The 25,049-nt window shown below is 70.2% G+C and carries 24 protein-coding genes; 18 read left to right on the forward strand and 6 right to left on the reverse strand.

Going from position 1 to position 25,049, the window contains the following annotated elements:
• Positions 1-281 precede the first annotated feature (281 nt).
• The 6 genes from H180DRAFT_RS18000 to H180DRAFT_RS18025 all read left to right on the forward strand — a co-directional run bounded on the left by H180DRAFT_RS18000 (position 282) and on the right by H180DRAFT_RS18025 (position 6,670).
• On the forward strand, positions 282-1,295 hold the full coding sequence (locus H180DRAFT_RS18000) for a LacI family DNA-binding transcriptional regulator (RefSeq protein WP_368073134.1): 1,014 nt from the start codon (positions 282-284) through the stop codon (positions 1,293-1,295).
• Positions 1,292-2,575 carry an extracellular solute-binding protein gene (locus tag H180DRAFT_RS18005; RefSeq protein WP_055487114.1) on the forward strand — a complete coding sequence of 428 codons (1,284 nt, stop codon included), beginning with the start codon at positions 1,292-1,294 and terminating at the stop codon, positions 2,573-2,575. Before H180DRAFT_RS18000 ends, H180DRAFT_RS18005 begins: the two co-directional genes overlap by 4 nt.
• 22 nt (positions 2,576-2,597) lie before the next feature.
• Positions 2,598-3,512, forward strand: a complete 915-nt coding sequence (locus tag H180DRAFT_RS18010; protein WP_055487115.1) for a carbohydrate ABC transporter permease — start codon at positions 2,598-2,600, stop codon at positions 3,510-3,512.
• A gap of 6 nt (positions 3,513-3,518) precedes the next feature.
• Positions 3,519-4,367 (forward strand): carbohydrate ABC transporter permease, encoded by an 849-nt coding sequence (locus H180DRAFT_RS18015; protein ID WP_055487116.1) that lies wholly within the window; start codon positions 3,519-3,521, stop codon positions 4,365-4,367.
• A gap of 78 nt (positions 4,368-4,445) precedes the next feature.
• Complete coding sequence (locus H180DRAFT_RS18020; protein WP_055487245.1) at positions 4,446-5,462, forward strand: glycoside hydrolase family 130 protein; 1,017 nt, start codon at positions 4,446-4,448, stop codon at positions 5,460-5,462.
• On the forward strand, positions 5,459-6,670 hold the full coding sequence (locus tag H180DRAFT_RS18025; protein WP_055487117.1) for a Gfo/Idh/MocA family protein: 1,212 nt from the start codon (positions 5,459-5,461) through the stop codon (positions 6,668-6,670). The genes H180DRAFT_RS18020 and H180DRAFT_RS18025 overlap by 4 nt, the downstream gene beginning before the upstream one ends.
• On the opposite strand, the gene H180DRAFT_RS18030 is transcribed toward H180DRAFT_RS18025, so the two are convergent.
• On the reverse strand, positions 6,655-7,164 hold the full coding sequence (locus H180DRAFT_RS18030) for a pyridoxamine 5'-phosphate oxidase family protein (protein WP_055487118.1): 510 nt from the start codon (positions 7,162-7,164) through the stop codon (positions 6,655-6,657). The genes H180DRAFT_RS18025 and H180DRAFT_RS18030 overlap by 16 nt on opposite strands.
• 41 nt (positions 7,165-7,205) lie before the next feature.
• Here H180DRAFT_RS18030 and H180DRAFT_RS29890 point away from each other — a divergent pair, with 41 nt between their 5' ends.
• Positions 7,206-7,379 carry a hypothetical protein gene (locus tag H180DRAFT_RS29890; protein WP_159033587.1) on the forward strand — a complete coding sequence of 58 codons (174 nt, stop codon included), beginning with the start codon at positions 7,206-7,208 and terminating at the stop codon, positions 7,377-7,379.
• Here the strand turns inward: H180DRAFT_RS29890 and H180DRAFT_RS18035 are convergent.
• Positions 7,357-7,989, reverse strand: coding sequence for a HEAT repeat domain-containing protein (locus tag H180DRAFT_RS18035; RefSeq protein ID WP_055487119.1), 633 nt, complete (start codon positions 7,987-7,989; stop codon positions 7,357-7,359). The genes H180DRAFT_RS29890 and H180DRAFT_RS18035 overlap by 23 nt on opposite strands.
• Before the next feature lie 372 nt (positions 7,990-8,361).
• Between H180DRAFT_RS18035 and H180DRAFT_RS18040 the strand changes: the two genes are divergently transcribed.
• From H180DRAFT_RS18040 to H180DRAFT_RS18050, 3 genes are all read left to right on the forward strand, one after another.
• The gene (locus tag H180DRAFT_RS18040) at positions 8,362-10,146 is read left to right on the forward strand and encodes a 3-hydroxyacyl-CoA dehydrogenase family protein (RefSeq protein ID WP_055487120.1); all 1,785 of its coding nucleotides are present in this window, start codon (positions 8,362-8,364) and stop codon (positions 10,144-10,146) included.
• Between the two features lie 97 nt (positions 10,147-10,243).
• The gene (locus H180DRAFT_RS18045) at positions 10,244-11,032 is read left to right on the forward strand and encodes a TetR family transcriptional regulator (RefSeq protein WP_055487121.1); all 789 of its coding nucleotides are present in this window, start codon (positions 10,244-10,246) and stop codon (positions 11,030-11,032) included.
• Between the two features lie 51 nt (positions 11,033-11,083).
• The gene (locus H180DRAFT_RS18050; protein ID WP_055487122.1) at positions 11,084-11,749 is read left to right on the forward strand and encodes a class I SAM-dependent methyltransferase; all 666 of its coding nucleotides are present in this window, start codon (positions 11,084-11,086) and stop codon (positions 11,747-11,749) included.
• Between the two features lie 99 nt (positions 11,750-11,848).
• Here the strand turns inward: H180DRAFT_RS18050 and H180DRAFT_RS18055 are convergent, their stop codons facing one another.
• Complete coding sequence (locus tag H180DRAFT_RS18055; RefSeq protein WP_139151407.1) at positions 11,849-12,598, reverse strand: hypothetical protein; 750 nt, start codon at positions 12,596-12,598, stop codon at positions 11,849-11,851.
• Positions 12,599-12,852: 254 nt separating this feature from the next.
• On the opposite strand from H180DRAFT_RS18055, the gene H180DRAFT_RS18060 reads away from it, so the two are divergent.
• The 8 genes from H180DRAFT_RS18060 (at position 12,853) to pssA (ending at position 22,664) form a co-directional block, all read left to right on the forward strand.
• Complete coding sequence (locus tag H180DRAFT_RS18060) at positions 12,853-14,343, forward strand: class I adenylate-forming enzyme family protein (protein ID WP_055487124.1); 1,491 nt, start codon at positions 12,853-12,855, stop codon at positions 14,341-14,343.
• Positions 14,344-14,839: 496 nt separating this feature from the next.
• On the forward strand, positions 14,840-16,240 hold the full coding sequence (ccrA, locus tag H180DRAFT_RS18065) for a crotonyl-CoA carboxylase/reductase (protein WP_055487125.1): 1,401 nt from the start codon (positions 14,840-14,842) through the stop codon (positions 16,238-16,240).
• Positions 16,233-18,254: a protein meaA gene (locus tag H180DRAFT_RS18070; RefSeq protein WP_055487126.1), complete on the forward strand. Its 2,022-nt coding sequence runs from the start codon at positions 16,233-16,235 to the stop codon at positions 18,252-18,254. The genes ccrA and H180DRAFT_RS18070 overlap by 8 nt, the downstream gene beginning before the upstream one ends.
• Positions 18,251-19,237 carry an HpcH/HpaI aldolase/citrate lyase family protein gene (locus H180DRAFT_RS18075; protein WP_055487127.1) on the forward strand — a complete coding sequence of 329 codons (987 nt, stop codon included), beginning with the start codon at positions 18,251-18,253 and terminating at the stop codon, positions 19,235-19,237. Before H180DRAFT_RS18070 ends, H180DRAFT_RS18075 begins: the two co-directional genes overlap by 4 nt.
• 5 nt (positions 19,238-19,242) lie before the next feature.
• A complete protein-coding gene (locus H180DRAFT_RS18080) occupies positions 19,243-19,797 on the forward strand; it encodes a MaoC family dehydratase (protein WP_055487128.1) in 555 nt (184 codons plus the stop codon).
• Between the two features lies 1 nt (position 19,798).
• On the forward strand, positions 19,799-21,010 hold the full coding sequence (locus H180DRAFT_RS18085) for an acyl-CoA dehydrogenase family protein (RefSeq protein ID WP_055487129.1): 1,212 nt from the start codon (positions 19,799-19,801) through the stop codon (positions 21,008-21,010).
• 168 nt (positions 21,011-21,178) lie between these two features.
• Positions 21,179-21,826, forward strand: a complete 648-nt coding sequence (locus H180DRAFT_RS18090) for a phosphatidylserine decarboxylase (RefSeq protein WP_055487130.1) — start codon at positions 21,179-21,181, stop codon at positions 21,824-21,826.
• Positions 21,813-22,664, forward strand: a complete 852-nt coding sequence (gene pssA, locus H180DRAFT_RS18095) for a CDP-diacylglycerol--serine O-phosphatidyltransferase (protein ID WP_055487131.1) — start codon at positions 21,813-21,815, stop codon at positions 22,662-22,664. The genes H180DRAFT_RS18090 and pssA overlap by 14 nt, the downstream gene beginning before the upstream one ends.
• A 185-nt stretch (positions 22,665-22,849) precedes the next feature.
• Here the strand turns inward: pssA and H180DRAFT_RS18100 are convergent, their stop codons facing one another.
• The 3 genes from H180DRAFT_RS18100 to H180DRAFT_RS18110 are packed head-to-tail and all read right to left on the reverse strand — an operon-like array spanning position 22,850 to position 24,895.
• Entirely contained in the window at positions 22,850-23,614 is a 765-nt protein-coding gene (locus tag H180DRAFT_RS18100) for an ABC transporter permease (protein ID WP_055487246.1), read from the reverse strand.
• Between the two features lie 5 nt (positions 23,615-23,619).
• Complete coding sequence (locus H180DRAFT_RS18105; RefSeq protein ID WP_055487132.1) at positions 23,620-24,348, reverse strand: ABC transporter ATP-binding protein; 729 nt, start codon at positions 24,346-24,348, stop codon at positions 23,620-23,622.
• Complete coding sequence (locus tag H180DRAFT_RS18110) at positions 24,341-24,895, reverse strand: TetR/AcrR family transcriptional regulator (RefSeq protein WP_055487133.1); 555 nt, start codon at positions 24,893-24,895, stop codon at positions 24,341-24,343. The genes H180DRAFT_RS18105 and H180DRAFT_RS18110 overlap by 8 nt, the downstream gene beginning before the upstream one ends.
• Positions 24,896-25,049 lie beyond the last annotated feature (154 nt).

Genomic DNA, 25,049 nt, shown 5'->3' on the forward strand with positions numbered 1-25,049 from the left:
CGCGGAGTCCTCCGGCACCTGAGGGAACCGACTGGAGAACACCCCTCTCTCAAACCGGTTTGAAAACTGCAGCCAGAACTCTTGACGGGCTCCGTTTTAAACCGGTTAAGTGCCTGCCCAGGCTGCATGACGAGCGACCGCTTCAGCCGACTGTTCCGGCTCTCGCACGCAGCGACGGCCGGCACCACCCACACCGTCCGAGAGGGGAGACCGTGCGCCGAAGCCCGACGATCGCCGACGTCGCCCGCGCCGCCGGCGTGTCCAAAGGCACGGTGTCCTTCGTGCTGAACAACCGCCCCGGCGTCGCACCGGACACCAGGGAAAGGGTCCTGGCCGCGGCGACGGAGCTGGGATTCCGGCCGAGCCACCGGGCCCGGGCTCTGTCCTACTCCCGGGCGTTCGCGCTCGGCCTGGTGATGGCCCGGCCCGCCGAACTGCTCGGCGCGGACCCCTTCTTCCCCGCCTTCATCGCTGGAGTGGAGACCGAGCTGGCCAAAGTGGGGCATGCCCTGGTCCTGCGGGTCGTCACCGGCGGCTGGGAAGAGGAGGCCAACGGATACCGTCAACTCGCCGACGACGGGCGGGTGGACGGCGTCTTCCTTTCCGACCTGCGGGTGGGCGACGATCCCCGGCTGCCGCTCCTTCAGGAGCTGCGGCTGCCGGCCGTGACCTTGCAGACTCCGGACACGTCGCCCGCCTTCCCCGCCGTGAACCTGGACGAACGCACCGGGATCAGCGCCGCCGTGGAGCATCTGGCAGCGCTCGGGCACCGGCGCATCGCGCACGTGGCCGGGCCCCAGCAGTTCGTCCACGGCCGCCGGAGACGTGACGCCTGGGCGGACACGCTGCGCGGCCTCGGCCTGCCTCCGGGGCCGGAGGCGGCAGGGGACTTCACCGCTGCCGGCGGTGCCGCGGCCACCCGGCGCCTGTTCCAGGACGGCGAGCCGCCGAGCGCCATCGTCTACGCCAACGATCTGATGGCGATCGCGGGCATCACCGTCGCGCACGAACTCGGCCTGAGCATTCCCGACGACCTCTCGGTCACCGGTTTCGACGACACCGAACTGGCCCGCCACGTGCACCCGTCGCTCACCACGGTGCGGATGGACGCCCTCGCCATGGGCCGCGCCGCCGCCCGCGCCCTGCTCCAACTCGTGGAGAAGGGCAGCGCGGAGAGTGTCGACCTGCCGCCGGCCGAGCTGGTTCTCCGACGATCCACCGCACCACCCGCACCGGGCGGCCTCCCCCGCCCCAGAGCCTCCCAAGCCGACGACGAACCACGGAGTTCCTCATGAAACGAGCACTTCCCCTCGCCATGGCCCTCCTCGTGCTGCCGCTCAGTGCCTGCGGCGGCGGCTCCGACGGCGGTGACGCAAAAGCCGCCTCCTCCAAGGGCCCGATCAAGATCTGGTACGCCAACAACCCCGACGAGATCGCCTGGGCCAAGAAGATGGTCGCGTCCTGGAACTCCGCGCACCCGGACGAGAAGATCCGTGCCCAGGAGATCCCGGCCGGAAAGAGCTCCGAGGAGGTCATCGGAGCGGCCATCACCGCGGGCAACGCCCCCTGTCTGGTCTTCAACACCTCCCCGGCGGCCGTGTCGCAGTTCCAGAAGCAGGGCGGCCTGGTGCCCCTCGACGACTTCCCCGGTGCCACGGAGCACATCCAGAAGCGCTCCGGAGACGCGGCCGAGCAGTACAAGTCGGAGGACGGCAAGTACTACCAGCTGCCCTGGAAGTCCAACCCGGTGATGATCTCCTACAACAAGGACGTCTTCGAAAAGGCCGGACTCGACCCCGACAAGCCCCGCCTGAAGACGTACAAGGATTTCCTGGCCACGTCCGAGAAGCTCGTCGACAAGGGCGGGGTGAAGGCTGCGGTCTGGCCCGCGCCGAGTTCGGAGTTCTTCCAGTCCTGGTTCGACTTCTATCCGCTCTTCGCGGCGGAGAGCGGCGGCAAGCAGCTCCTGGAGGACGGCAAGGCGCAGTTCACCGGCCCCGAGGGGCAGCGGGTCGCGGACTTCTGGCGGTCGATGTACGACAAGGGCCTGTCGCAGAAGGAGAAGTACAACGGGGACGCGTTCGCCGACGGCAAGGCCGCCATGACCATCGCCGGGCCGTGGGCCGTGAAGGTCTACGACAAGAAGGTCGACTACGGCGTGGTCCCTGTTCCCACGTCGAAGGGCCGGCCGGCCGCGGAGACCCGCACCTTCAGCGACGCCAAGTCGGTGGGGATGTTCAACTCCTGCAAGAACCGCGGTACGGCCTGGGAGGTACTGAAGTTCGCCAGCAGCAAGGAGCAGGACGGCAAGCTGCTGGAGACGACCGGCCAGATGCCGGTGCGGGAGGATCTGACGGGCACCTACGGGGACTTCTTCGCGAAGAACGCGAAGTACAGGACCTACGCCCAGGCGGCCGGGAACACCGTCGAGGTGCCCAACGTGCCCCAGTCGATCTCCGTGTGGCAGAAGTTCCGGGACGCCTACTCGCGCTCGGTCATTTTCGGCAAGGCGGACCCGCAGACCGCGCTCAAGAAGGCGGCTGCCGAGGTCGAGAAGCTCGCCGGCCAGAAGTGACCAGCGCAGGGAGGTGCAGTTGATGTCCTCGCCCACGAGGGGCGGCACGCGCCCCGGGAGCACGCGGCGGTCCTTCGGCCGCAACCTCCTGGGGCTCGGGTTCGTCTCGCCGTATCTGGCGTTCGTCGCGGTGGTCTTCGCCTACCCGTTCGGGTTCGCGGTGTGGATGTCGTTCCACGACTACTTCTTCGCCGCGCCGAACGCCATCGTGGAGTACCCGTTCGTCGGCTTCGAGAACTACGCCGCCGTGCTGAGCGACCCGGACGTCCGTCAGGCATTCGGCAACATCGCCGTCTTCCTTGTCTTCAACGTACCGCTGACCGTGGGTCTTTCGCTCGTACTGGCCACCGCGCTCAACGCCAGGCTGCCGATGCGCTCGTTCTTCCGCGCGGCGTACTACCTGCCGTACATCACCGCAAGCGTGGCCATGGTCGGCATCTGGGTGTGGCTCTTCAGCAGCGGCGGCCTGGTGAACGAGGTTCTGGGACGGCTGGCTCCGGAGCCGTCGTGGCTGGTCAACGAGACTCTGGCGATGCCGCTGATCGCGGTGTTCGTCGCGTGGAAGCAGCTGGGCTTCTTCATCATGCTGTACCTCGCGGCGCTGCAGAACGTGCCGAAGGAGCTCTACGAGTCGGCGGACACCGACGGCGCGTCCACGGTGCGCAAGTTCCTCTCCATCACGGTGCCGGGCGTGCGCCCGGCGACGACACTCGTGGTGATCGTGGCCACGATCACCGGGGCGAACCTGTTCACCGAGCCGTACCTGCTCACGGGAGGCGGCGGTCCGGACGGAGCGTCCGCCTCCCCCGTCCTGCTCATGTATCAGCGCGGCATCGAGCAGGGAAGTCCGGATGTCGCAGCCGCGATCGGGGTGCTGCTGGTGCTGTTCGTGCTGGCCGTCTCACTGATCAACCGCAAGCTGACGGAAAGGGGCTGAGCCGTGATGCCCGCCGCCAACGCACGCCGAATCCACCGGATACCTCGGCTGCTCGTGCTGCTCGCCGGCGCGTGCGCGTTCCTCTTCCCCTTCTACTCCATGGTGCTCGGCTCGCTGCAGTCCGAGCCGAGCTCCGAACCGTCGGACGTACTGCCCGACCCGTCAGGCCTCACGCTGGGCAACTACACGGCCATCAACGACCGGGTTCCGCTGCTGAGGGCCGTCGTCAACTCGGGGATATTCACCGGGGGCGTCATCCTGTGCACCGTCGTCTTCGGCCTCCTGGCGGGCTACGCGCTGGCGCAGATGCACTTCCGCGGCAGAGGCGCCGTCTTCGGCACCGTGCTCCTGGTGCAGCTGGTTCCGTTCCAGCTGCTGATGATCCCGCTCTATGTGATGATCGTCCGCAGCTACGGGCTGGCCGACACCTACCTCGGCATCATCCTGCCGTTCGCGATCAACTCGACGGCCGTCTTCGTCTTCCGCCAGTTCTTCCTGCAGCTTCCACGGGAGCTGTTCGAGTCCGCGCGGATCGACGGGGCGAGCGAGCTGGCGATCATGCTGCGGATCGCGGCCCCCCTGTGCAAGCCGGCCCTGCTGACCACCGTGCTGCTGACCTTCATCGGCCCGTGGAACGAGTTCCTCTGGCCGTTCCTCGTGACCAAGGACTCGGACATGCAGCCGCTGGCCGTGGCACTGGCCAACTACATCTCCAACGTCGCCGGGCGGGCCGCCAACCCGTACGGCGCGATACTCGCCGGGGCATGCGTGCTCGCGGCCCCGGCGGTGGCGCTGTTCCTCGCGTTCCAGCGCCGCTTCGTCTCCACCGACCTCGGATCCGGCATAAAGGGCTGACACTTGAGCACCGACACACCTCCCAACAACAAGACCGGCACGAACATCCCCTACACCCTGCGCCGGCTGGGCGTGGTCATGTCGCCACTGCCCGGTGAGGCCAACGAGAGGGAGGGCGTCCTCAACCCCGCCTCCGGGCGCACCCCCGACGGCACACTGCATCTGCTGCCCCGCCTGGTGGCCGGCGGCAACGTCTCGCGCGTCGGGCTGGCCGAGGTCACCTTCACCGACGGCATACCCTCCGGCGTCGAGCGCCGCGGCGTCGTGCTGGCGCCCGACGAGGGCTGGGAGCGCGGCAAGAACAACGCCGGCGTGGAGGACCCCCGCACCACCTGGGTCCCCTCCCTCGGCAAGTACGTCATGTCCTACGTCGCATACGGCCCCCTCGGCCCCAAGCCGGCCCTCGCCGTCTCCGGGAACCTCACCGACTGGACCCGCCTCGGGCCCATCCAGTTCGAGTACCAGCCCGGCCTCGACACCGACCTCAACCTCTTCCCCAACAAGGACGTCGTCCACTTCCCCGAACCCGTCCCCGGCCCGGACGGCGAACCCGCATACGCGATGCTGCACCGGCCCATGTGGGACCTGGGCTGGTTCCGTCCCGGCGAGGGCACCCACCTGCCCGCCGGCGTCACCGACGAACGCCCCGGCATCTGGATCTCCTACGTCCCGGCCGCCGAGGCCGAACAGGACATCCGCGCCCTGGTGCGCCCCCGGCAGCACCGCCTGGTCGCCCTGTCCGAACACCCCTGGGAAGCACTGAAGATCGGCGCCGGCCCCGCCCCCGTCCGCGTCGACGAAGGCTGGCTGCTCATCCACCACGGCGTGTCCGGCTCCATCGAGGATCCCTTCGAGCAGAACCAGCGGGTCTCGTACGCCGCGGGGGCGATGATCCTCGACCCCGCCGACCCGTCGAAGGTGCTGGCCCGTTCCGACGAGCCGATGATGGCCCCCGAGACGGAGGAGGAGCGCTCCGGCACCGTCCCGAACGTCGTCTTCCCCACGGCCATCGAGGAGGTCGGCGGGAAGCTGTACGTCTTCTACGGCATGGCCGACGCCCACATCGGCGTCGCCCTCCTGGAACGCGCCACATGACGGCGCCGCCCCTCGGCCTCGGGCTGGTCGGCTGCGGATCGTTCGGGGCGTACGTCCTGGATGCCGTGGCCGGCCTGCCCGGCCTGCGCATCGCCGCCGTCGCCGATCCCGACGCCTCGCGCGCGAGGCCGCTCGGCGCACGGCACGGCGCGACGGTGTGCGACGGCCTCGGCTCCCTGCTCGCCACGGACGGCGTGGACGTGGTGGCCCTTGCCACCCCGCCAGCCACCCACGCCCGGATGGCCATCGGCGCTCTCCGCGCGGGCAAGCACGTCTTCTGCGAGAAGCCGCTGGCCACCACCACCGAGGACGCCGCCCGGGTGCGGGACGAGGTGAACCGTTCGCCGGGCACTCTCGCCGTCGACCACGTCCTTCGCTACAACCCGCTGCTGCGTGCGCTGCAGCGGCTGACCGCGGAGGGACTCCTCGACCCGCCCCGCCGCTTCCTCTTCGAGAACGACGCGTCCGACGAAGACCTCGGCCCCGGCCACTGGTTCTGGGACCCCGCGCACAGCGGGGGCATCTTCATCGAGCACGGCGTCCACTTCTTCGACGCGGCCCGCGCGCTGCTCGGCAGCGAGCCCGAGTCGGTGAGCGCCACGGCCGTGCAGCGCCCGGGCGGCCCCGTCGACATGGTGATCGCGGACGCCGTGCACCCCGGCGGCGTCCTCGCCACCCACCTGCACTCCTTCACCCACGCCCACCGGTGCGAGCGCCAGCTGATGCGCCTGGACCACGGCTTCGCCGAGTCGCGCATCACCGGGTGGATCCCGACGTACGCGGCCGTCATCGCGTGGACGGACGAGGAGGGCGCAGCCCGGTGGGAGGAAATCCCTTCCAGGACCGCTGAGTTGCTTGCCGTTCCCGGCTTCCGCCCGCACGGCGGCGAACGCGTCGCCGTCACCGTGCACCGGGGCGCGGGCGGGACCCGTCCCGCCCGCGGCAGAGGCGTCGCACGCAGCGTCCCGCACCGCGCGGAGGCCGTGATCGACCTCGGCGGCGAGGCCCGCAAACCCCATGTGTACGCGGAGAGCGTGCGGGCCGCCGTCGCCGACCTGCTGCACTGCGCGGCGGACGGTTCCACACCGGTCGCCGGCGCGCACGCCGGCCTGACGGCGGTCGCCGCGGCCGAAGCGGCCACGCGTGCGGCAGCGACAGGGACCGGCCAGAGCGTCTCCGTGCCCGCGAGGGCTCAGCCGTCCTCGTAGACGGTGCTGTCCTCGTCGGCCCGCCGGATCGTGCGCAGCGCGTGGCCCGGGTGCCAGACCTGGAAGACGATGTGGGGGTCCTCGATCGTGATCCGCACGGCCTCCGAGAGTTCCGCGCGGAAGAGGTGGAAGCGCTCGGGCACTTCGCCCTCCGCCGCACCGGCGGCGTAGCGTGCGAACTCCTCCGGGTCCGTCACCTCGACCGCGCGTCCGGAGATGCGCACGTCGCCGCCGCCCATTCCCGTACCCGTGCCGGGGTTGGCGTACATCGAGAAACGGGGGTCGCGGCGCAGGTCGAGCGCCTTGCGGGAGCCGATCATCATGCCCAGCCACAGCTCGTCCCCCCTGAAGTCACCCTCCAGGCCGGTCAGGCGGGGCGCCCCGTCGGGGCGGATGGTGGCGAGCACGTGGTGCTGGAAAGCCTGGAAGCGGGCTCGTACGGCGTCGGCGAACTCGGGTTCGGCGGCGCGGAAGGCCGCCCAGCTCTCGGTCATGCGTCCATGCTGCCGCCGATACCCGACATCCACCGTCCGGATTGCGTCCGCTGCGTGAGCCGTACCGGCTCAGGCAGCCGGCGATCCCGGCCGCTCGGGCGGGCTTCGCACCGGACGGCGCCCAGGACACCTACGACCTCGACGGACAGGGCACGCACATCCCGATCGTGCGCTACGGACGGCCGTTGCCGGTCACGGGCAGCTGTTCGGTCTGACCGCCCTTCTGCGGGGCCGCCCCTGCGCCGCGGGGATGCGCGCCAGCGCGGCCTTCGCGAACGGTGAGAGCCGGTGGTGCTCGGCAGCCGCCGCCAGCACCGCGATGGCGCGCCGGTCCCCCAGGGCGCCCAGGCCCTGCACGCACGCCTCGGCGATCGGCCAGTAGTGCACCGGTCCCATCAGCAGCCGTTGGAGGACGGAGATCAAAGTGGGCACGGACTCGGGCGCCCGTAACGCCGTGAGCAGCCGCACGGCGTGCAGCGCGTAGCCGGTGCGCAGTTCGTTCGTGGCCAGAGCGGCGGCGGCGCGTGCGGTACGGGGGTCCCTCAGCCGTGCCAGGGCGTGGGCGGCGGTGGCGCAGCGCACGGGGTCGCGGTAGTTCAGCATGAAGATCAAGGTCTCGAAGCTGCGCCTGTCCCCCGCGCTGCCGAGCGCGAACGCCGCAACTTCCCGTGCCCACAACGGGCGTTGGCTCTCCGACAGCACGGACGCCAGTTCGTCCCGTGCCGCGGGAGTGTCCTCCCTCGCGAGTGCGACCAGCCGCTCGTACTCGACCGGGTCCGCCTCCGCCCGGACGCGATCGATCAACGATCGGAATGCGTCGGCCACTTGCGCTCCCTCCCCCACGTGCTCCGTCCCACAGCCCTGGAAGAGCCATACCCCTGGCGCATTGGTTACCCACGAGTTAAGCTGCTCGTCAGAGCGGCGCCCCCGCTCAGGCGGCCTGGTGACGCAGCCGCCCGAGAGAGAAGTCGGTTCGGCGGGGGTCCGGGACGCGGCGTACCGCCGCGGCAGTGCCCGGGCATGCACGCCTGTACGGAACGGCCCCTGGGACAGGGCCGGTTGACCCCGATTCCCGTCCGGCTTCCCGAATTCCCAGAGTTTCGAATCTGCTGCCTTGCAGCCGCGCCCCGCACCTCCCCGTGCTGTGCGCGCGGCCGGCACACCCCATTCGTCAGTCGTCACACCTGGAGTCCCGTGATGGACCGTCCGCCTCTGCACACCATCGCCGTCATCGGTCTCGGCACCATGGGCACCGGCATCGCCGACGTCCTCGCCCGGGCTGGCCGTGAAGTCATCGGCATCGACATCAGTGACGCCGCCGCACGTCACGCCACCGAAGCCTTCGAAGCCTCCACCGCTCGCGCCGTCCGGCGCGAGCGGATGACGGAGGCCGAGCGGCGGGACGCCCTGGCCCGCTTCCGCACCTCCACCGACCTGGAGGACGCCGCCGAGGCGGACCTCGTCATCGAGGTGGTGCCCGAGGACTACGACACCAAGTGCCAGGTCTTCGCGGCGCTCGACACCGTCGTCAAGCCGGACACGATCCTCGCGACGGGCACCAACGCACTCTCCGTCACGCGGCTCGCGGCCGACTCGGACCGCCCCGAACGCGTGCTGGGACTGCACTTCTTCCACCCCGCGCAGGCGATGAAGCTCGTCGAAGTCGTCTCCTCGGTGCTCACCTCGCCGGAGGCCGTCACCGCCGTGACCGACCTTGCGCGCGAACTGGGCAAGGAGCCCGTCGCGGTCGGCGACCGGCCCGGATTCGTCGCCGACGGGCTGCTGTTCGGCTACCTCAACCAGGCCGCCGCCATGTACGAGTCGCGCTACGCCAGCCGCGAGGACATCGACAGCGCGATGCGCCTCGGATGCGGGCTGCCGATGGGACCGCTGGCCCTGCTCGACCTCATCGGCATCGACACGGCACGCACCGTGCTGGACGCCATGTACGCCGACTCGCACGACCGGCTGCACGCGCCCGCACCGATCCTGCGGCAGCTGAGCGACGCCGGTCTGACGGGCCAGAAGGCAGGCCGGGGCTTCTACTCCTACGAGGCTCCCGGCTCGTCCGTCGTCGTCGCCGACTCCGAAACCCCGGACGGGGACGCCGCACGCACCGGGGGCCGTCCCGTCTCCACCGTCGGCGTCGCCGGCTCGGGCACCATGGCGAGCGGCATCGCGGAGGTCTTCGCCAAGGCCGGATACGGGACGGTGCTGGCCGCACGCAGCGAGGAGAAGGCGCAGACGGCCAAGGACCGCATCGCCAAGTCCTTCGAGCGCGCGGTGAAGAAGGGCCGGATGAGCGAGGACGACCGGGTCGCCGCGCTCGGCCGCATCACCCCCGCCGGTTCGCTGGAGGCTCTGTCCGGCGTCGACCTGGCCGTCGAGGCCGTCGCGGAGGACCTGGAGGTCAAGCGGGAACTCTTCGCCAGGCTCGACGAGGTGTGCAGGCCCGGCGCGGTGCTCGCCACGACCACCAGTTCCCTCCCGGTGGTGGCCTGCGCCCGCGCCACGTCCCGACCGCAGGACGTCATCGGCATGCACTTCTTCAACCCGGCGCCGGCGATGAAGCTCGTCGAGGTCGTGCGCACGGTGCTGACCGGGGACGAGGCTCACGCCACGGTCCGCGAGGTCTGCGCAGGCATCCGCAAGCACCCCGTGGACTGCGGCGACCGCGCGGGGTTCATCGTCAACGCGCTGCTGTTCCCGTACCTCAACAACGCCGTGAAGATGGTCGAGCAGCACTACGCCTCGCTCGACGACATCGACGCGGCGATGAGGCTCGGCGGAGGCTACCCGATGGGGCCCTTCGAACTGCTGGACGTCGTCGGGCTGGACGTCTCACTCGCCATCGAGCAGGTGCTGCACAGGGAGTTCCGCGACCCGGGGCTGGCGCCCGCGCCGCTGCTGGAACACCTGGTCGCGGCAGGCTGCCTGGGCCGCAAGACGGGGCGGGGATTCCGCGAGTACGCACGGCGGTGACGCGTCTGTGAAGCGGGACAACCGGTGGGGCGGGCTGCTTGAGCCTTCCGCAAGCGGCCCGCCCCCCGAGTACGTCACGGCATGTAACGTTCCCCACATGTCAGACACCGCGAAGCCGTCCCGTTCGCCTGCCGCGTCCTCCCAGCGCCTCAGGATGCGACGCGAGTTGGCGGCGGCGGCGATGGAACTCTTCGCGACGAAGGGGTACGAGGCCACGACGGTCGACGAGATCGCCGCGACGGCGGGCGTCGCCCGGCGCACGTTCTTCCGGCACTTCCGCGCCAAGGAAGAGGCGATCTTCCCGGACCACGACGACACCCTCGTGCGGGCACAGGCCGTCCTGGAGGCCGCGCCCCCGCACGAGAACCCGCTCGACACGGTGTGCCGCGGCATCAAAGAGGTCATGCGGATGTACGCGGCGTCGCCCAAGGGCAGCGTCGAGCGCTACAAGCTGACACGGGAGGTGCCGGCGCTGCGCGAGCGCGAGATCGCCTCCGTCGCGCGCTACGAGCGGCTCTTCACCCGGTATCTGCTGGGCCACTTCGACGAGGCGGCACACCGCGACGGCGACGACGATCCGCTCCTCGCGGAGGTCGCCGCCTCGGCCGTCGTCACGGCGCACAACCACGTGCTGCGCCGGTGGCTGCGCGGCGGCGGAGTGGGCGATGTGGAAGCGCAGCTGGACCACGCGTTCGCGATCGTGCGCAGGACCTTCGGCACGGGTTTCGGAGCGAACCGCCTGGCGGTCCCGGAGCCCGCCGGAGGTGCGGACGGCACCGCCCGGGCCGCGACGACGCGGGAGGACGAGGTGCTGGTCACCGTCGCCCGCACGGACGCTCCGATCGGCGAGATCATGCGCACGATCGAGGAGGCGCTGCGGGACTGAGCCCCCGCCGGGGGCTGTGGACGCGCGCGCCGCTTCGGCGAAGCTGGCTCCATGACCGACGACCGTGAAGTGGACGCGAACAGGCTGGCCTCCGAGTCGCTCGCCGAGAACGACCCGACGGGGTGGTTCGAGCGGCTGTACGCCCTGGCCGCCGCCGGCGAGGCGACGGTGCCGTGGGACCGCGGCGAGCCGAACGCGCTGCTGGCCGGCTGGGCAGAGCGGCAGGGCCTGGACGGGGCGGGGAAGCGGGCGCTCGTCGTCGGCTGCGGGCTCGGGCGGGACGCCGAATTCGTGGCGGGGCTCGGATTCCGTACGACCGCCTTCGACATCTCGCCGACCGCGGTCCGCGGCGCCCGTGAGCGCTTCCCCGACTCGGCCGTCGACTACGTCGTGGCCGACCTTCTGGACCCGCCGGCGGAGTGGGCGGGTGCCTTCGACCTCGTCGTGGAATCGGTCACCGTGCAGTCCTTGCCCCTCCCGGTACGTGCCGAGGCGATCGGCAACGTGGTCCGCACGGTGGCGCACGGCGGGAGGCTGGTGGTCATCTCCGCCGCCCGCGAGGAGGGCGAGCAGGTAGACGGTCCGCCGTGGCCGCTCACCAGGTCCGAAGTGGAATCCTTCGCGGTCCGCGGCATGCGGACAGCGGAGGTCGAGCAGGTGCCCCACCCGGGCGACCCGCACGTTCTGCGGTGGCGGGCGGAGTTCCGGCGGGTGTGACCGAGGTGGCAGCGCGTGGCAGAGCGTGGCAGGGCCCGAACGGCACGGGCCCGCGGGACGCAGCCGCCACCGCGGGCCCGCCGGGCTGTGCGCCCTGCGTCAGGAGCGCTTCGAGGACGAAGCCTGCGTGCCGGGAGCGGCGCACTCCGCGGGGAGCTTCACCTTCCCGGGCTTGTGCACGAAGCTGTCCAGCTTCGCCCATTCGTCCAGTTCGGGGTCGTAGAGATTCTGGAGACCGAACTGCAGCAACTGCCAGAACGTCCCTCTGTTGCGCTCGTCGACATAGACGTCGGCGAGCGCGATCGGGAACCGCAACTCCAGCCCCGGAGGCCGCTCCGGCAGGACCACTCCGACTCTCCAGTGATTCACGTGCCGGGGCTTGTTCAGCCGGAGGGTCTCCCGTCCGACGAACCGTGAACCGGCGAGGAACCGGTTCAGCGTCCGCAGGTTGAAGCCGGGGATCTGCGAGCACGGATGCACGTTCAGGCCCGGCCACTTGAAGGTGATCGTGTAGAGCGTGTTGCGGTAGATCAGGTTCGTGAACCAGATCGGGTACTGCGGGCCTCCGGCGGTCATCTGGCTGTCGCCGTTCTTCCCCTCCCAGGTGAAGGGGACCGTGATGCCCAGGTCACGGACGATCCACTTGCCCTTGGCGCGGAAGTTCCGCGGGAGCTGAGGCGGCTGCGGAGTCTTCGACCCGCCGGGCTGCTCGGCCGCGGCGGCGACGGAGGACGGCGCCGGTGCGGCCCTCTTCTCGGCGCCGGCCGGCGAGAGGGCCGTCACCGAGACGGTGATCACTGTGGCGAGAGCGGCCGAGCAGGCCGCGCGACGTGTCCGTGTCCAACCCATGGGTCTCCTCGGCTTCGACTCGTGCGCCGTCGTGGCGCGGTACCCGAACTCAACGAACGGATCCAGAGGTCCCCGGGCGGCCGGGAAACCAAAAGCAACGGGCGGACCACGGCCTGTTCGGCCGAGCCTTCGCACGGACGGAGGTCGCCCGCGCCCTCTCGGAGGGCGGATACCACGAACTTTCCGGGCATATCCGGCTGACCTCGGGAAGTCGGAAAGCACAGGGACAGGACCGAGCGGACCAGGAGGACGCCATGCCTGCCGAGAACGCTTCGCCGCAGCTCAGCCGCCTGCTCGCAGGTCACCCGCCCGAGCCGGTCGCCCTGGTGCACGAGGGACGGCACTGGACGTACGGCGACGTGGCCGCCGCGGCCGGAGCCCTGGCAGCGGAGATGGACCAACTGGCGGGCGAGCGGGTGGCGTTCATGCTGCCGACCTGCCCCGAGGCCGCCCTTGTGTACCTGGCCTGCTTCCGTTCGGGGGCCGTCGCCACGCCGGTCAACACGCGCTACGCACCGCCCGAGCTGGAGCGGGCGCTCCGGCGCGCACGCCCGCGCTGGCTGATCCTCGACGAGAGCCGGACGGACCGGCTCGCCGGTGTCGACCCGGCAGTCCTGGCAGGCGTCCGGATCCTGGTCGCCGGGCGCAGCGGGCGCTTCGAGCCGTTCGCCCCCCTGCTGACCTCCGGGCCCGGCAGCGATCCGCCGCCGCCCGCCCCGGACCGCCCGGCCGCACTGTTCTTCACTTCGGGCTCGTCCGGAGAGCCCAAGGGGGTCGTGCACAGCCACGGCTCCGCCCTGGCCATGCTCACCAGCACCTGTGAGGCGATGGGCGGCATCCGCGCCGACGACGTGGTGCAGGTGTGCGATCCGCTGGTGCACGTCAGCGGGTTCATCGAGACGCTGAGCACCCTGCTGGCCGGCGGAAAGGCCGTGCTGTACGACGGCTTCGACCTGCAGAGCTACACCTCGGGGCTGCTCGCCCACCGGCCCACCCTGATCTGCACCCACGTCGACGTCCTGGCCCGGCTCGCCCGCGAGCCGCGGGCGGAGCACGCATGGTTCTCCTCGCTGCGCGGCGTCTACACCGGCGGCGACACCGTGCCCGGCGCACTGCAGCGCGACTTCAGAGCGCTGACCGGGCTCCCCATCGGCGTGGGCTACGGCCTGACCGAGGCGATCTGGCTCACCGTCGAGCGCGACCCGGGGTCCCACGGCGACAACTGCATCGGCACGCCCGTGGACGGCACGCAGCTGCGCACGGACGAGAAGACCGGTGAACTGCTGGTGCGGGGGCCGATGGTGATGAGTCACTACTGGGACGACAAGGAGCTCACCCGGCTGTCGCGGTCGGACGGATGGCTGCGGACCGGCGACATGGGCTCGCAGGACGCAGACGGGCTCTGGTGGTTCCGTGGCCGCATCAAGGACTTGATCGTGCGCCGCACCTCCAAGATCACCCCCGGCGAGGTCGAGTCGGCGATCGACGAGCATCCGGAGGTTGCCGACTCGGCGGTCGTCGCAGCGCCGGACTCCGAGCAGGGCCAGGTACCGGTGGCCTTCGTGGTCCCTCGGCAAGGGAGCGGGCTCACGGCCGAGGGGCTGATGACGTTCCTGAAGAAGCGGATCGCCGCGTACAAGCTGCCCAGCCGCATCCACTTCCTCGACGCGCTGCCGCTCACGGCCAGCGGCAAGATCTCCCACCGCGACCTGCAGGAGACGGGGGCGCAGCGGCCGCGGTCGTAGGCGACCGCGTGGAGCGCCCGCGGGGCCGCACGCCGCACGTCGTACGCCGTACGCGGCGTGGGCCGCCGTCGCGGACGGGGCCGTAGCGGGCCGGCACCTGCGCTGCGGGTCGGCTCGACCCGCAGCGCGGCACGCGGACCGCCCCCTCGCCCGGCACAGGCACAGACACAGACACAGACGGCAGCCTCCGGCGCCGGCTCCACAGCGGAGAGCCGGCTCCACACCGGAGCGCTCATGCGTGCGCGCCCTCACATCAAGTGAGAGAAATTATTGGCACGCAGTGTCTTGTGCGCTGGCACCGGGTGTCATACCTTGATGCATGTCCGGGTGCTGTCCCGACGGCACCACACCCGTACGTGCCCGGACGCCTGCGTCACAGGCAATCCGCGCTCACCAGCGCCGCCAAACAGCATCACCCGCCGAACCGACGGCTCTGCCTCACACCCGACGACCCTCAAAGCGTCTCCCTCAACAGCGCTTCGCCGGAGGCATTACCGTGAACAAGATCCTCGACGCGATCCTCGCGTCCGACACGACCGCCGAAGACTTCGCGAACCTTCCCCTCCCGGAGTCCTACCGGGCGGTGACCGTCCACCGGGACGAGGCCGGAATGTTCGACGGTCTCCCCTCCCGGGAGAAGGACCCCCGCAAGTCCCTCCACCTGGACGAGGTGCCCGTGCCCGAACTGGGGCCGGGTGAGGCGCTGGTGGCCGTGATGGCCTCCTCCGTCAACTACAACTCCGTGTGGACCTCGCTCTTCGAGCCGGTGTCCACCTTCGCGTTCCTGGAGCGCTACGGACGCCTCTCACCGCTGGCCAAGCGGCACGACCTCCCGTACCACATCATCGGCTCCGACCTCGCCGGCGTCGTGCTGCGCACCGGCGCGGGCGTCAACGCCTGGCAGCCGGGCGACGAAGTCGTCGCGCACTGCCTGTCGGTGGAACTGGAGGCGGCCGACGGGCACGACGACACGATGCTCGACCCGGAGCAGCGCATCTGGGGCTTCGAGACCAACTTCGGCGGGCTCGCCGAGATCGCGCTGGTCAAGTCGAACCAGCTGATGCCGAAGCCGGACCACCTCAGCTGGGAGGAGGCCGCCGCTCCCGGTCTGGTCAACTCCACCGCCTACCGGCAGCTGGTCTCCCGCAACGGCGCGGCGATGAAGCAGGGCGACAACGTCCTCATCTGGGGCGCCAGCGGCGGACTCGGCTCGTACGCCACGCAGTTCGCGCTGGCCGGCGGCGCCAACCCGATCTGTGTCGTCTCCAGCGAGCAGAAGGCGCAGATCTGCCGGCGCATGGGCGCCGAGGCGATCATCGACCGCAACGCCGAGGGCTACAAGTTCTGGAAGGACGAGCACAGCCAGGACCCGAAGGAGTGGAAGCGCTTCGGCAAGCGTATCCGCGAGCTGACCGGCGGCGAGGACGTCGACATCGTCTTCGAGCACCCCGGGCGGGAGACCTTCGGGGCGAGCGTGTACGTCACCCGCAAGGGCGGCACCATCGTCACCTGCGCCTCCACCTCGGGCTACGAGCACACCTACGACAACCGCTACCTGTGGATGTCGCTCAAGCGCATCGTCGGCTCGCACTTCGCCAACTACCGCGAGGCGTGGGAGGCCAACCGCCTCATCTCCAAGGGCAAGATCCACCCGACGCTCTCGCGGACCTACAACCTGGAGGAGACCGGCCAGGCCGCCCACGACGTGCACCGCAACGTCCACCAGGGCAAGGTCGGCGTCCTCGCGCTGGCTCCCGAGGAGGGCATGGGCGTCCGCGACACGGAGAAGCGCGCCAAGCACCTGGACGCGATCAACCTGTTCCGCGACACCGAAGGTGAGCGGACCGGCAAGCACAGCAGGGACACCGAAGGCCAGCGGACCGGCAAGCATGCCTGAGCGAGCCAAGGACCGGCCGTGGCTGATGCGCACGTACGCGGGTCACTCCACGGCCGAGGCATCCAACGAGCTGTACCGGCGAAACCTCGACAAGGGCCAGACCGGACTCTCGGTCGCCTTCGACCTGCCGACGCAGACCGGCTACGACCCCGACCACGTCCTCGCGCGTGGCGAGGTCGGCCGCGTCGGGGTTCCGGTCTCCCATGTGGCCGACATGCGGCGGCTGTTCGAGGGGATCCCCCTCGAGCAGATGAACACGTCGATGACGATCAACGCCACCGCCATGTGGCTGCTGGCGCTGTACCAGGTCGTCGCGGAGGAGCACGGCGCCGACATCTCCAAGCTCCAGGGGACGACGCAGAACGACATCGTCAAGGAGTACCTCTCGCGGGGCACGCACGTCTTCCCGCCGGGGCCCTCGCTGCGTCTGACGACGGACATGATCGCCTACACCGTCGCCAACATCCCCAAGTGGAATCCGATCAACATCTGCAGCTACCACCTCCAGGAGGCCGGTGCCACACCGGTCCAGGAGATCGCGTACGCGATGAGCACGGCCATCGCCGTACTCGACGCCGTGCGCGACTCCGGGCAGGTGCCGCAGGAGCGGATGGGCGACGTCGTGGCCCGGATCTCCTTCTTCGTCAACGCAGGCGTCCGCTTCGTCGAGGAGATGTGCAAGATGCGGGCCTTCACCCGCATCTGGGACCGCATCACGCGCGAGCGGTACGGGATCGAGAACGCCAAGCAGCGCCGTTTCCGCTACGGCGTCCAGGTCAACTCCCTCGGGCTGACCGAGGCGCAGCCGGAGAACAACATCCAGCGCATCGTGCTGGAGATGCTGGCTGTCACCCTCTCCAAGGACGCGCGCGCCCGCGCCGTCCAGCTGCCCGCCTGGAACGAGGCCCTGGGCCTGCCGCGGCCCTGGGACCAGCAGTGGTCGCTGCGCATCCAGCAGGTCCTCGCGATGGAGAGCGACCTGCTGGAGTACGACGACATCTTCGCCGGATCGCACGTGATCGAGGCGAAGGTGAACGAGCTCGTGGACGCCTCCTTCGCCGAGATCGAGCACATCGAGAAGCTCGGCGGGGCGATGGCAGCCGTCGAATCGGGCTATCTGAAGTCGCAGTTGGTCTCCTCGCACGCCGAGCGCCGCGGCCGCATCGAGTCCGGCGAGGAGAAGATCGTCGGCGTCAACTGCTACGAGTCGACGGAACCGAACCCGCTGACGGCGGACTTGGAGACGGCCATCCACACCGTCGATCCGGCGACCGAGGCCCAGGTGGCGGAGGCCGTCCGGCGCTGGCGTGCCGACCGCGACGAGTCGCCGGACGCCGGCGCGTCCCGCGCGCTCCGGCGGCTCAAGGACACCGCCGCCACCGACGCCAACCTCATGGAGGCGACGCTGGAGTGCGCCCGCGCGGGCGTGACCACCGGCGAGTGGGCCGGGGCCCTGCGTGAGGTCTTCGGCGAGTTCCGCGCGCCGACCGGCGTCAGCAGCGCCCCCGTCGCGGTGCCCGCCGAGGAGGGTTCCGCGCTGGCCGACGTGCGGCGCCGCGTGGAGCTGACGGCCGGGGAACTGGGCGTGGGCAAGCTCCGGCTGCTCGTGGGCAAGCCCGGCCTGGACGGGCACAGCAACGGAGCCGAACAGATCGCCGTACGGGCCCGCGACGCGGGCTTCGAAGTGATCTACCAGGGCATCCGGCTCACACCGGAGCAGATCGCCTCGGCCGCGGTCGCCGAGGACGTGCACTGCGTCGGCCTGTCCATCCTCTCCGGCTCGCACGCGGAGCTCGTACCGGACGTGCTGGAGAGGCTGCGCCGGTCGGGCGCGGACGACGTCCCGGTGATCGTCGGCGGCATCATTCCCTCGGCGGACGCCGCGGCGCTGCGCGAGGCCGGAGTCGCCGCCGTCTTCACTCCGAAGGACTTCGGCATCACCGAGATCATCGGCCGTATCGTCAACGAAATCCGCACAGCGAACAAGCTCGACCCCCTGGAGGTCCCCGCATGACAGCCCCGTCGCCGGACACCGGCCAGGCATCCCGCACGCTGCGCCCGCGGCGCTCCTGCATGGCCGTGCCCGGAAGCAACCCGCGCTTCCTGGAGAAGGCGCAGGGCCTCCCCGCCGACCAGGTCTTCCTCGACCTGGAGGACGCCTGTGCGCCGCTGGCCAAGCCGGACGCCCGGCACACCATCGTCAAATTCCTCAACGAGGGCGACTGGAGCGGCAAGACCCGCGTCGTGCGCGTCAACGACTGGACGACGCACTGGACCTACCGCGACGTGATCACCGTCGTGGAGGGCGCCGGGCAGAACCTCGACTGCATCATGCTGCCGAAGGTCCAGGACGCCCAGCAGGTCCAGGCCCTGGACATGCTGCTGACGCAGATCGAGACGACGATGGGCTTCGAGGTCGGCCGCATCGGCATCGAGGCCCAGATCGAGAACGCCAAGGGCCTGGTGAACGTCGACGAGATCGCCGCGTCCTCGCCCCGCATGGAGACGATCGTCTTCGGGCCGGCCGACTTCATGGCGTCCATCAACATGAAGTCGCTCGTCGTCGGCGAGCAGCCGCCCGGCTACGACGCGGACGCCTACCACTACATCCTGATGCGCATCCTCATGGCCGCCCGCATGCACGACCTCCAGGCGATCGACGGCCCGTACCTGCAGATCAAGGACGTGGACGGCTTCCGCACGGTGGCCCAGCGTGCCGCCGCGCTCGGCTACGACGGCAAGTGGGTGCTGCACCCCGGGCAGGTCGACGCCGCGAACGAGGTCTTCTCCCCCTCCCAGGAGGACTACGACCACGCGGAGATGATCCTCGACGCGTACGAGTACTTCACCTCCGAGAAGGGCGGCAAGAAGGGCTCGGCGATGCTCGGCGACGAGATGATCGACGAGGCGAGCCGCAAGATGGCCCTGGTCGTCGCGGGCAAGGGCCGTGCCGCCGGGATGTCCCGCACGACGTCCTTCGAAGCTCCGGAGGCCTGATCAGGATGCAGTTCGGCCGCACATACGAAGAGTTCGCCGTCGGGGACGTCTACAAGCACTGGCCCGGCAAGACCGTCACCGAGTACGACGACCACCTGTTCTGTCTGCTCACGATGAACCACCACCCGCTCCACATGGACACCAACTACGCCGAGAGCACGACCGACTTCGGCAGGAACGTGGTGGTGGGCAACTACATCTACTCGCTGCTGCTGGGCATGTCCGTGCCGGACGTCTCCGGGAAGGCCATCGCCAACCTGGAGATCGAGTCGCTCAAGCACGTGGCTCCGACCTTCCACGGCGACACGATCTACGGCGAGACCACCGTCCTCGACAAGATCCCTTCCAGGTCGAAGAGCGACCGCGGGATCGTGCACGTCGAGACGAAGGGCTACAACCAGGACGGCACGCTCGTCTGCGTCTTCCGCCGGAAGGTGATGGTGCCCACGGAGGCATACATCAAGGAGCGCGGAGGGGAGCAGCCGGGACGCCCCGAGCTGCGCGAGTCCGCCCCCGGCAAGTCCGCCCCCGGTAAGGAAACAGCGAAGGGAGGGAAGTGAGATGGGACGGCTCGCACAGACTGAAGGTCTCACGGAGATCCAGCAGGAGATCCTCTCCACGGTCCGCAGCTTCGTCGACAAAGAGATCCTCCCGGTGGCGACGGAGCTGGAGCACCGCGACGAGTACCCGACCGAGATAGTCGAGGGCCTCAAGGAACTCGGCCTGTTCGGCCTGATGATCCCCGAGGAGTACGGCGGCCTCGGCGAGTCCCTGCTCACTTACGCGCTGTGCGTGGAGGAGATCGCGCGCGGCTGGATGAGCGTCTCCGGCATCATCAACACACACTTCATCGTGGCGTACATGCTCAAGCAGCACGGCACCCAGGAGCAGAAGGACCACTTCCTGCCGAAGATGGCCACGGGCGAGGTGCGCGGCGCCTTCTCCATGTCGGAACCGGGCCTGGGCTCGGACGTTTCGGCCATCTCGTCCAAGGGCGTCCGCGACGGCGACGACGGGGACTTCGTCCTCAACGGCCAGAAGATGTGGCTGACCAACGGCGGTTCCTCGACGCTGGTCGCGGTGCTGTGCCGCACGGACGAGGGACACCCCGAGGACGCCGCCCCCCACAAGTCGATGACGACGTTCCTGGTGGAGAAGGAACCGGGCTTCGGCGAGGTGCGGCCCGGGCTCACCATCCCCGGCAAGATCGACAAGATGGGCTACAAGGGCGTCGACACCACGGAACTCATCATGCAGGACCTGCGGGTCCCCGCGGATCGGGTGCTCGGCGGTGCGACCGGGCGCGGTTTCTACCAGATGATGGACGGCGTCGAAGTCGGCCGCGTCAACGTGGCCGCTCGCGGCTGCGGCGTCGCCCGGCGCGCCTTCGAGCTGGGCATCGACTACGCACAGCAACGGCACACTTTCGGAAAGCCGATCGCCCAGCACCAGGCGATCCAGTTCAGGCTGGCCGAAATGGGCACCAAGGTGGAGGCCGCGCATGCGCTGATGGTCGGCGCAGCACGCAAGAAGGACGCCGGTCAGCGCAACGATCTCGAGGCCGGGATGGCCAAATACCTCGCCTCCGAGTACTGCAAGGAAGTCGTGGAGGACGCGTTTCGCATTCACGGCGGGTACGGTTTCTCCAAGGAATACGAGATCGAGCGCCTCTACCGCGAGGCGCCGATGCTCTTGATCGGTGAAGGAACCGCCGAGATCCAGAAAATGATCGTAGGCCGCCGCCTGTTGGAGGAGTACCGCTTCCAGGGGTGATGTCCCGTTCGGGGTGTTTTCCCGCCGGCCGGGACGACATCCCGAACCGGGATTACGGTCACGGACTGCCGCACTGGCTTGGCCAGTTGCCATCCGTAACCGATACCATCCCGTAAAGCCGCCGTCCCCCAATCACCGCCGCGGCTCCCTCCGCTACGAAGGTCATACATGCCCCACAGCCCATCCTCCGCACCACGCGGACGAGTCCGCATCGCGCGCGGAGCGTCGCCGTGGCTTCTGCCGACCGTGGCCACCGCGGCCGTCGGCCTCGTCCGGGCCCGCCGCTCGAAGAAGGCGGCGGCGCTCGCGGTGCCGGCGACAGCTCTCGCCGCGGGCATGCTCTGGTTCTTCCGCGACCCGGAGCGTGAGATCTCCGAGGGCCGCGTCATCTCTCCGGCCGACGGAGTGGTGCAGAGCATCATGCCGTGGCCCGACGGACGCACCCGCGTCGCGATCTTCATGAGCCCGCTCAACGTCCACGTGAACCGCGCTCCGCTCGCGGGCACCGTGGCCTCCCTGGAGCACATCCCGGGCGGCTACGTCCCCGCGTTCAACAAGGAGAGCGAGAACAACGAGCGGGTCGTCTGGCACTTCGACACCGAGATCGGCGACGTGGAGATGATCCAGATCGCCGGGGCCGTGGCCCGTCGGATCGTCCCGTACGTGCCGCAGGGCTGCAAGGTCGAGCAGGGGGACCGCGTGGGGCTGATCCGTTTCGGCTCCCGCGTCGATGTCTACCTCCCCGAAGGGGTCGAGGCCGGTGTCGAGGTGGGACAGGCCACGACAGCAGGGGTGACTCGCCTTGACCGTGATTGATCCGGATACGCAGGCAGCCGCCTGGGTCGCCGAGGCCCAAGAGGACGACGACGAGATGCCGCTCTCGACGCGGCTGTCGATAGCCGACACCCTCACGCTGGGCAACGCCACCTGCGGCTTCATGGCGGTGTACTTCACCACCACCGGCGTGCTCATCCCGCACCTGACGGGCAGCGAGGACGGCGGCATGGCCCGGCACAGCGCCGCGACCGCCGTGATGCTGATGCTGCTGGCGTCCGTCTTCGACCTGTTCGACGGACTGGTGGCGCGGAAGCTGCGCAGCTCCGCGATGGGCGCGGAGCTGGACAACCTCTCCGACCTCATCAGCTTCGGCCTGGCCCCCGCCTACTTCGTCGCCACATGGGGCATGGTCGCCAACGACGCCAATCAGGAAGTGTCGGTGGTGGCCGCCGTCGTGGTGCTGCTGGCGGTGGTGCTGCGGCTCGCCAGGTTCTCGTGCGTGCCCATGCGCGACGGCATGTTCCAGGGCATGCCCGGCCCGTTCGGGGCGCTGACCGTCGTGTCGATCGTGCTGCTGGAGCTGCCGTTCGTGCCGACGCTGCTGGCCATCATGGGCGTCGCCTGGCTGATGGTGAGCCGCGTCGAGTACCCGAAGCCGCGCGGCCGTCTGGCCGTGGCGATGCTCGGCTGGATCGTCGCGAGCATGGGGCTGCTGGCGGCCTGGGCGTTCGACGCCCCGGGCGGTGTGCTGCTGCTCCAGACCGGCTGCGCGCTGCAGGTCGTGCTCGGCGCCGTGATCCCGCTCTTCGCGACGGCGCGCAGGGTCCACACCTTCCGCGACAACCGCCGCGAGGCGAGGACCGCCGCACAGGGCTAGGGCCTGTTTCGAAGTCCCGTCTGCGGGGCGGCGTCAGGCACCGTCGTTCGGATCTCCGGGGCCCGGGTCGCAGACTGCGGCCCGGGCCCGGTTCCGTTGTGTGGCCGTGGTCGTTGCCGCAGGTCACAAGCCGTGATCCGCGAGGCAGCGGCATGTGTGGAGGCTCCTGCCGGCTCCCGTGGCGGTCAGCGGTCGAGCTGGAGGCGGGACCAGGCCCGCACGGCGAGCAGTCCCGCCAGGAGCGGGACCAGCAGTACGAGCGCCAGCTGGGCGGCGGAGACGTCCCCCGGCCGCATGGCCCACAACGAGGGTGCGGCGACGGGAAACCAGGCGCCGGTGCCCGAGACGACCATGACCTGAGCGACGACGACGGTGCCGATGGACGTCGCGATCCCCGGGAGCAGGCCCCGGCCGAGCGTCGCCGCCCACGCCGCCGGAGCCGCGAGCAGCCCGGAGAAGCTTGCCAGCGCGAGCAGCCGCACGAGCCCGGCGAGCGCTTCGCCGTCCGGCGTCCCGTTGCCCGCGGCGAGGCCGGTCACGGCGAGGACGGACACCAGCGCGACCGCGACACCGGCCGTCCAGGCGACGAACGCGGTCAGCTTCGCCGCCATGACGGTGGCCCGCGACACCGGCAGCGCGAACAGCCCGCTGACCGTGCCCTCGGCGAACTCCCGCCCCACCACCCACGCCAGCACGACCCCGAACCCGAGCAGGCTGCCCGCACCGGTGATCTGGGCGGCCACGCCGGTCAGCCGGTCCCAGCCCTGCGCGTCGGCGAACTCGCCCAGCTGCGCGAGGATTCTTTCGTTGCCCGCCTCCGCGGCCACGGTCATCGAGCCCGTCAGCACCGCGATGCCCGCGACGATCAGCACCGTCGCGGTCCGTACGACCCGGGACGCGGCGAACTTGCGCACCTCGACGGTCAGCGCCGCCGCGAATGCGGTGTTCATCCTGTTCATACCTTGCTCCGCTCGTCATCGGCATGGACCAGCGCGAAGAAGGACCGTTCGATGTCCAGGCCGTCCGGGTCCAGCGTGCCGATCGTGCGGCCGCGGTTGACGACGGTGATGCGTTGCGCGGTCCGCGCCACCTCGTCGAGGTGGTGGCTGGAGACGAGCACCCCGGCCCCGGCGTCCGCTCTGCGCAGCAGTGCCTCCCGCACGAGGACGACTCCCGCCGGGTCGAGGGCGCTTGTGGGCTCGTCGAGCACGATCAGGTCCGGGTCGTGCTGGAGCGCACCGGCGACCCCGAGGCGCTGCAGGTTCCCGCTGGAGAGCACCCGCGTGCGCACACGGGCGTACTGTTCGAGACCGAGTTCGGCCAGCGCACGGGTCACTGTGGCGGGTATGCGCTGTCGCGGGACGCCTCGCAACCGGGCTGCCATCGTGAGGTTGGCTGCGACGTCGAGTTCGGGGTAGGCGAGCGGGTGGCCGACGAGATGGCCGACCCCGGCCCACGTCGTTGCGGACGCTTCGCCGAGGCCGCACCCGTTGAGGCGTACGGATCCGGAGTCGGGCCGCAGCATCCCCAGCAGGAGGCGCATCAGCGTCGTCTTGCCGGAGCCGTTGAGTCCGACCAGAGCGTGGATCTGTCCGGCGGCGACGTCGAGGTCCATGTCGTGCACGCCGGCGCCGCCCGGAAATGCACGCTCCAAGTTCCGTGCCCGCAGGCGGAGTTCACTCATCCCGGCCGCCCTCCACCGTTTCCAGCGCGGTGAGCACCGCGTCGCCGAGGGGGGTGTCCTCGCTCACCGACCACTCGAGGAGCGCCGCAGTCACCGCGGCGAGTACGGCCGCGGCGGCCACCTTGGCGGACAGCGGCCGGGCTCCGTCCCGTATGAGCTGCTCTGCCACCAGCCGTTCCGTCTCGCCGTTGTTGCGCCACATCTCGCCCCGCAGGGCGGGTGTGCCCGCCACGATCCGCACCCGCCTGCGTACGACGTCGCCGTCCGGTTCCGGTACCCGCGACCATGCCTGGCGCAGGCCGCGGACCGCTCTGCGCAGGGGGTCCAGATCTTCCGGCTGGGCAGCGACGGCGTCGGCGACCAGGGCGTCGTAGGGATCTTCGAAGAGGACCTCGTGCTTGGCCGGGAAGTGCCGGAAGAACGTCATCTCGGTGACGCCCGCGGCGGCGGCGATCTGGGCCACGGTCGTCTGCTCGAACCCCTGGCGCTCGAAGAGAGTCAGGGCCGCCCCGGCCAGGCGCTCCCGTGTCCGCTCGCTCTTGCTCATGACTCCCGGCCCCTCTCCCGTACTGCACCCGCGCCGATGTTAGAGACTAACATTTCGGCGCAGCCGAGCATGGCCGGTCCGCGCGGGGGAGACAAGGACGATGCCCGGCCCGCCCGCGCGCGCAGCGAAGCTGACGGGTCCGAGGCACGGACGG

The organism is Streptomyces sp. WMMB 322 (genome assembly GCF_900090145.1).
In the GTDB taxonomy this organism is placed as follows: Bacteria; Actinomycetota; Actinomycetes; order Streptomycetales; family Streptomycetaceae; genus Streptomyces.

Excerpts from the sequence above, each read along its gene's own strand:
- H180DRAFT_RS18040 (WP_055487120.1), top strand. The coding sequence starts at position 8,362 with ATGGACCGTCCGCCTCTGCACACCATCGCCGTCATCGGTCTCGGCACC.
- H180DRAFT_RS18105 (WP_055487132.1), bottom strand. The coding sequence starts at position 24,348 with ATGAGTGAACTCCGCCTGCGGGCACGGAACTTGGAGCGTGCATTTCCG.
- H180DRAFT_RS18060 (WP_055487124.1), top strand. The coding sequence starts at position 12,853 with ATGCCTGCCGAGAACGCTTCGCCGCAGCTCAGCCGCCTGCTCGCAGGT.
- H180DRAFT_RS18005 (WP_055487114.1), top strand. The coding sequence starts at position 1,292 with ATGAAACGAGCACTTCCCCTCGCCATGGCCCTCCTCGTGCTGCCGCTC.
- H180DRAFT_RS18090 (WP_055487130.1), top strand. The coding sequence starts at position 21,179 with ATGCCCCACAGCCCATCCTCCGCACCACGCGGACGAGTCCGCATCGCG.
- H180DRAFT_RS18110 (WP_055487133.1), bottom strand. The coding sequence starts at position 24,895 with ATGAGCAAGAGCGAGCGGACACGGGAGCGCCTGGCCGGGGCGGCCCTG.
- H180DRAFT_RS18010 (WP_055487115.1), top strand. The coding sequence starts at position 2,598 with ATGTCCTCGCCCACGAGGGGCGGCACGCGCCCCGGGAGCACGCGGCGG.
- H180DRAFT_RS18055 (WP_139151407.1), bottom strand. The coding sequence starts at position 12,598 with ATGGGTTGGACACGGACACGTCGCGCGGCCTGCTCGGCCGCTCTCGCC.
- H180DRAFT_RS18020 (WP_055487245.1), top strand. The coding sequence starts at position 4,446 with ATGTCGCCACTGCCCGGTGAGGCCAACGAGAGGGAGGGCGTCCTCAAC.
- H180DRAFT_RS18100 (WP_055487246.1), bottom strand. The coding sequence starts at position 23,614 with ATGAACACCGCATTCGCGGCGGCGCTGACCGTCGAGGTGCGCAAGTTC.
- H180DRAFT_RS18045 (WP_055487121.1), top strand. The coding sequence starts at position 10,244 with ATGTCAGACACCGCGAAGCCGTCCCGTTCGCCTGCCGCGTCCTCCCAG.
- H180DRAFT_RS18085 (WP_055487129.1), top strand. The coding sequence starts at position 19,799 with ATGGGACGGCTCGCACAGACTGAAGGTCTCACGGAGATCCAGCAGGAG.
- H180DRAFT_RS18075 (WP_055487127.1), top strand. The coding sequence starts at position 18,251 with ATGACAGCCCCGTCGCCGGACACCGGCCAGGCATCCCGCACGCTGCGC.
- H180DRAFT_RS18070 (WP_055487126.1), top strand. The coding sequence starts at position 16,233 with ATGCCTGAGCGAGCCAAGGACCGGCCGTGGCTGATGCGCACGTACGCG.
- H180DRAFT_RS18080 (WP_055487128.1), top strand. The coding sequence starts at position 19,243 with ATGCAGTTCGGCCGCACATACGAAGAGTTCGCCGTCGGGGACGTCTAC.
- H180DRAFT_RS18025 (WP_055487117.1), top strand. The coding sequence starts at position 5,459 with ATGACGGCGCCGCCCCTCGGCCTCGGGCTGGTCGGCTGCGGATCGTTC.
- H180DRAFT_RS18030 (WP_055487118.1), bottom strand. The coding sequence starts at position 7,164 with ATGACCGAGAGCTGGGCGGCCTTCCGCGCCGCCGAACCCGAGTTCGCC.
- H180DRAFT_RS18015 (WP_055487116.1), top strand. The coding sequence starts at position 3,519 with ATGCCCGCCGCCAACGCACGCCGAATCCACCGGATACCTCGGCTGCTC.
- H180DRAFT_RS18050 (WP_055487122.1), top strand. The coding sequence starts at position 11,084 with ATGACCGACGACCGTGAAGTGGACGCGAACAGGCTGGCCTCCGAGTCG.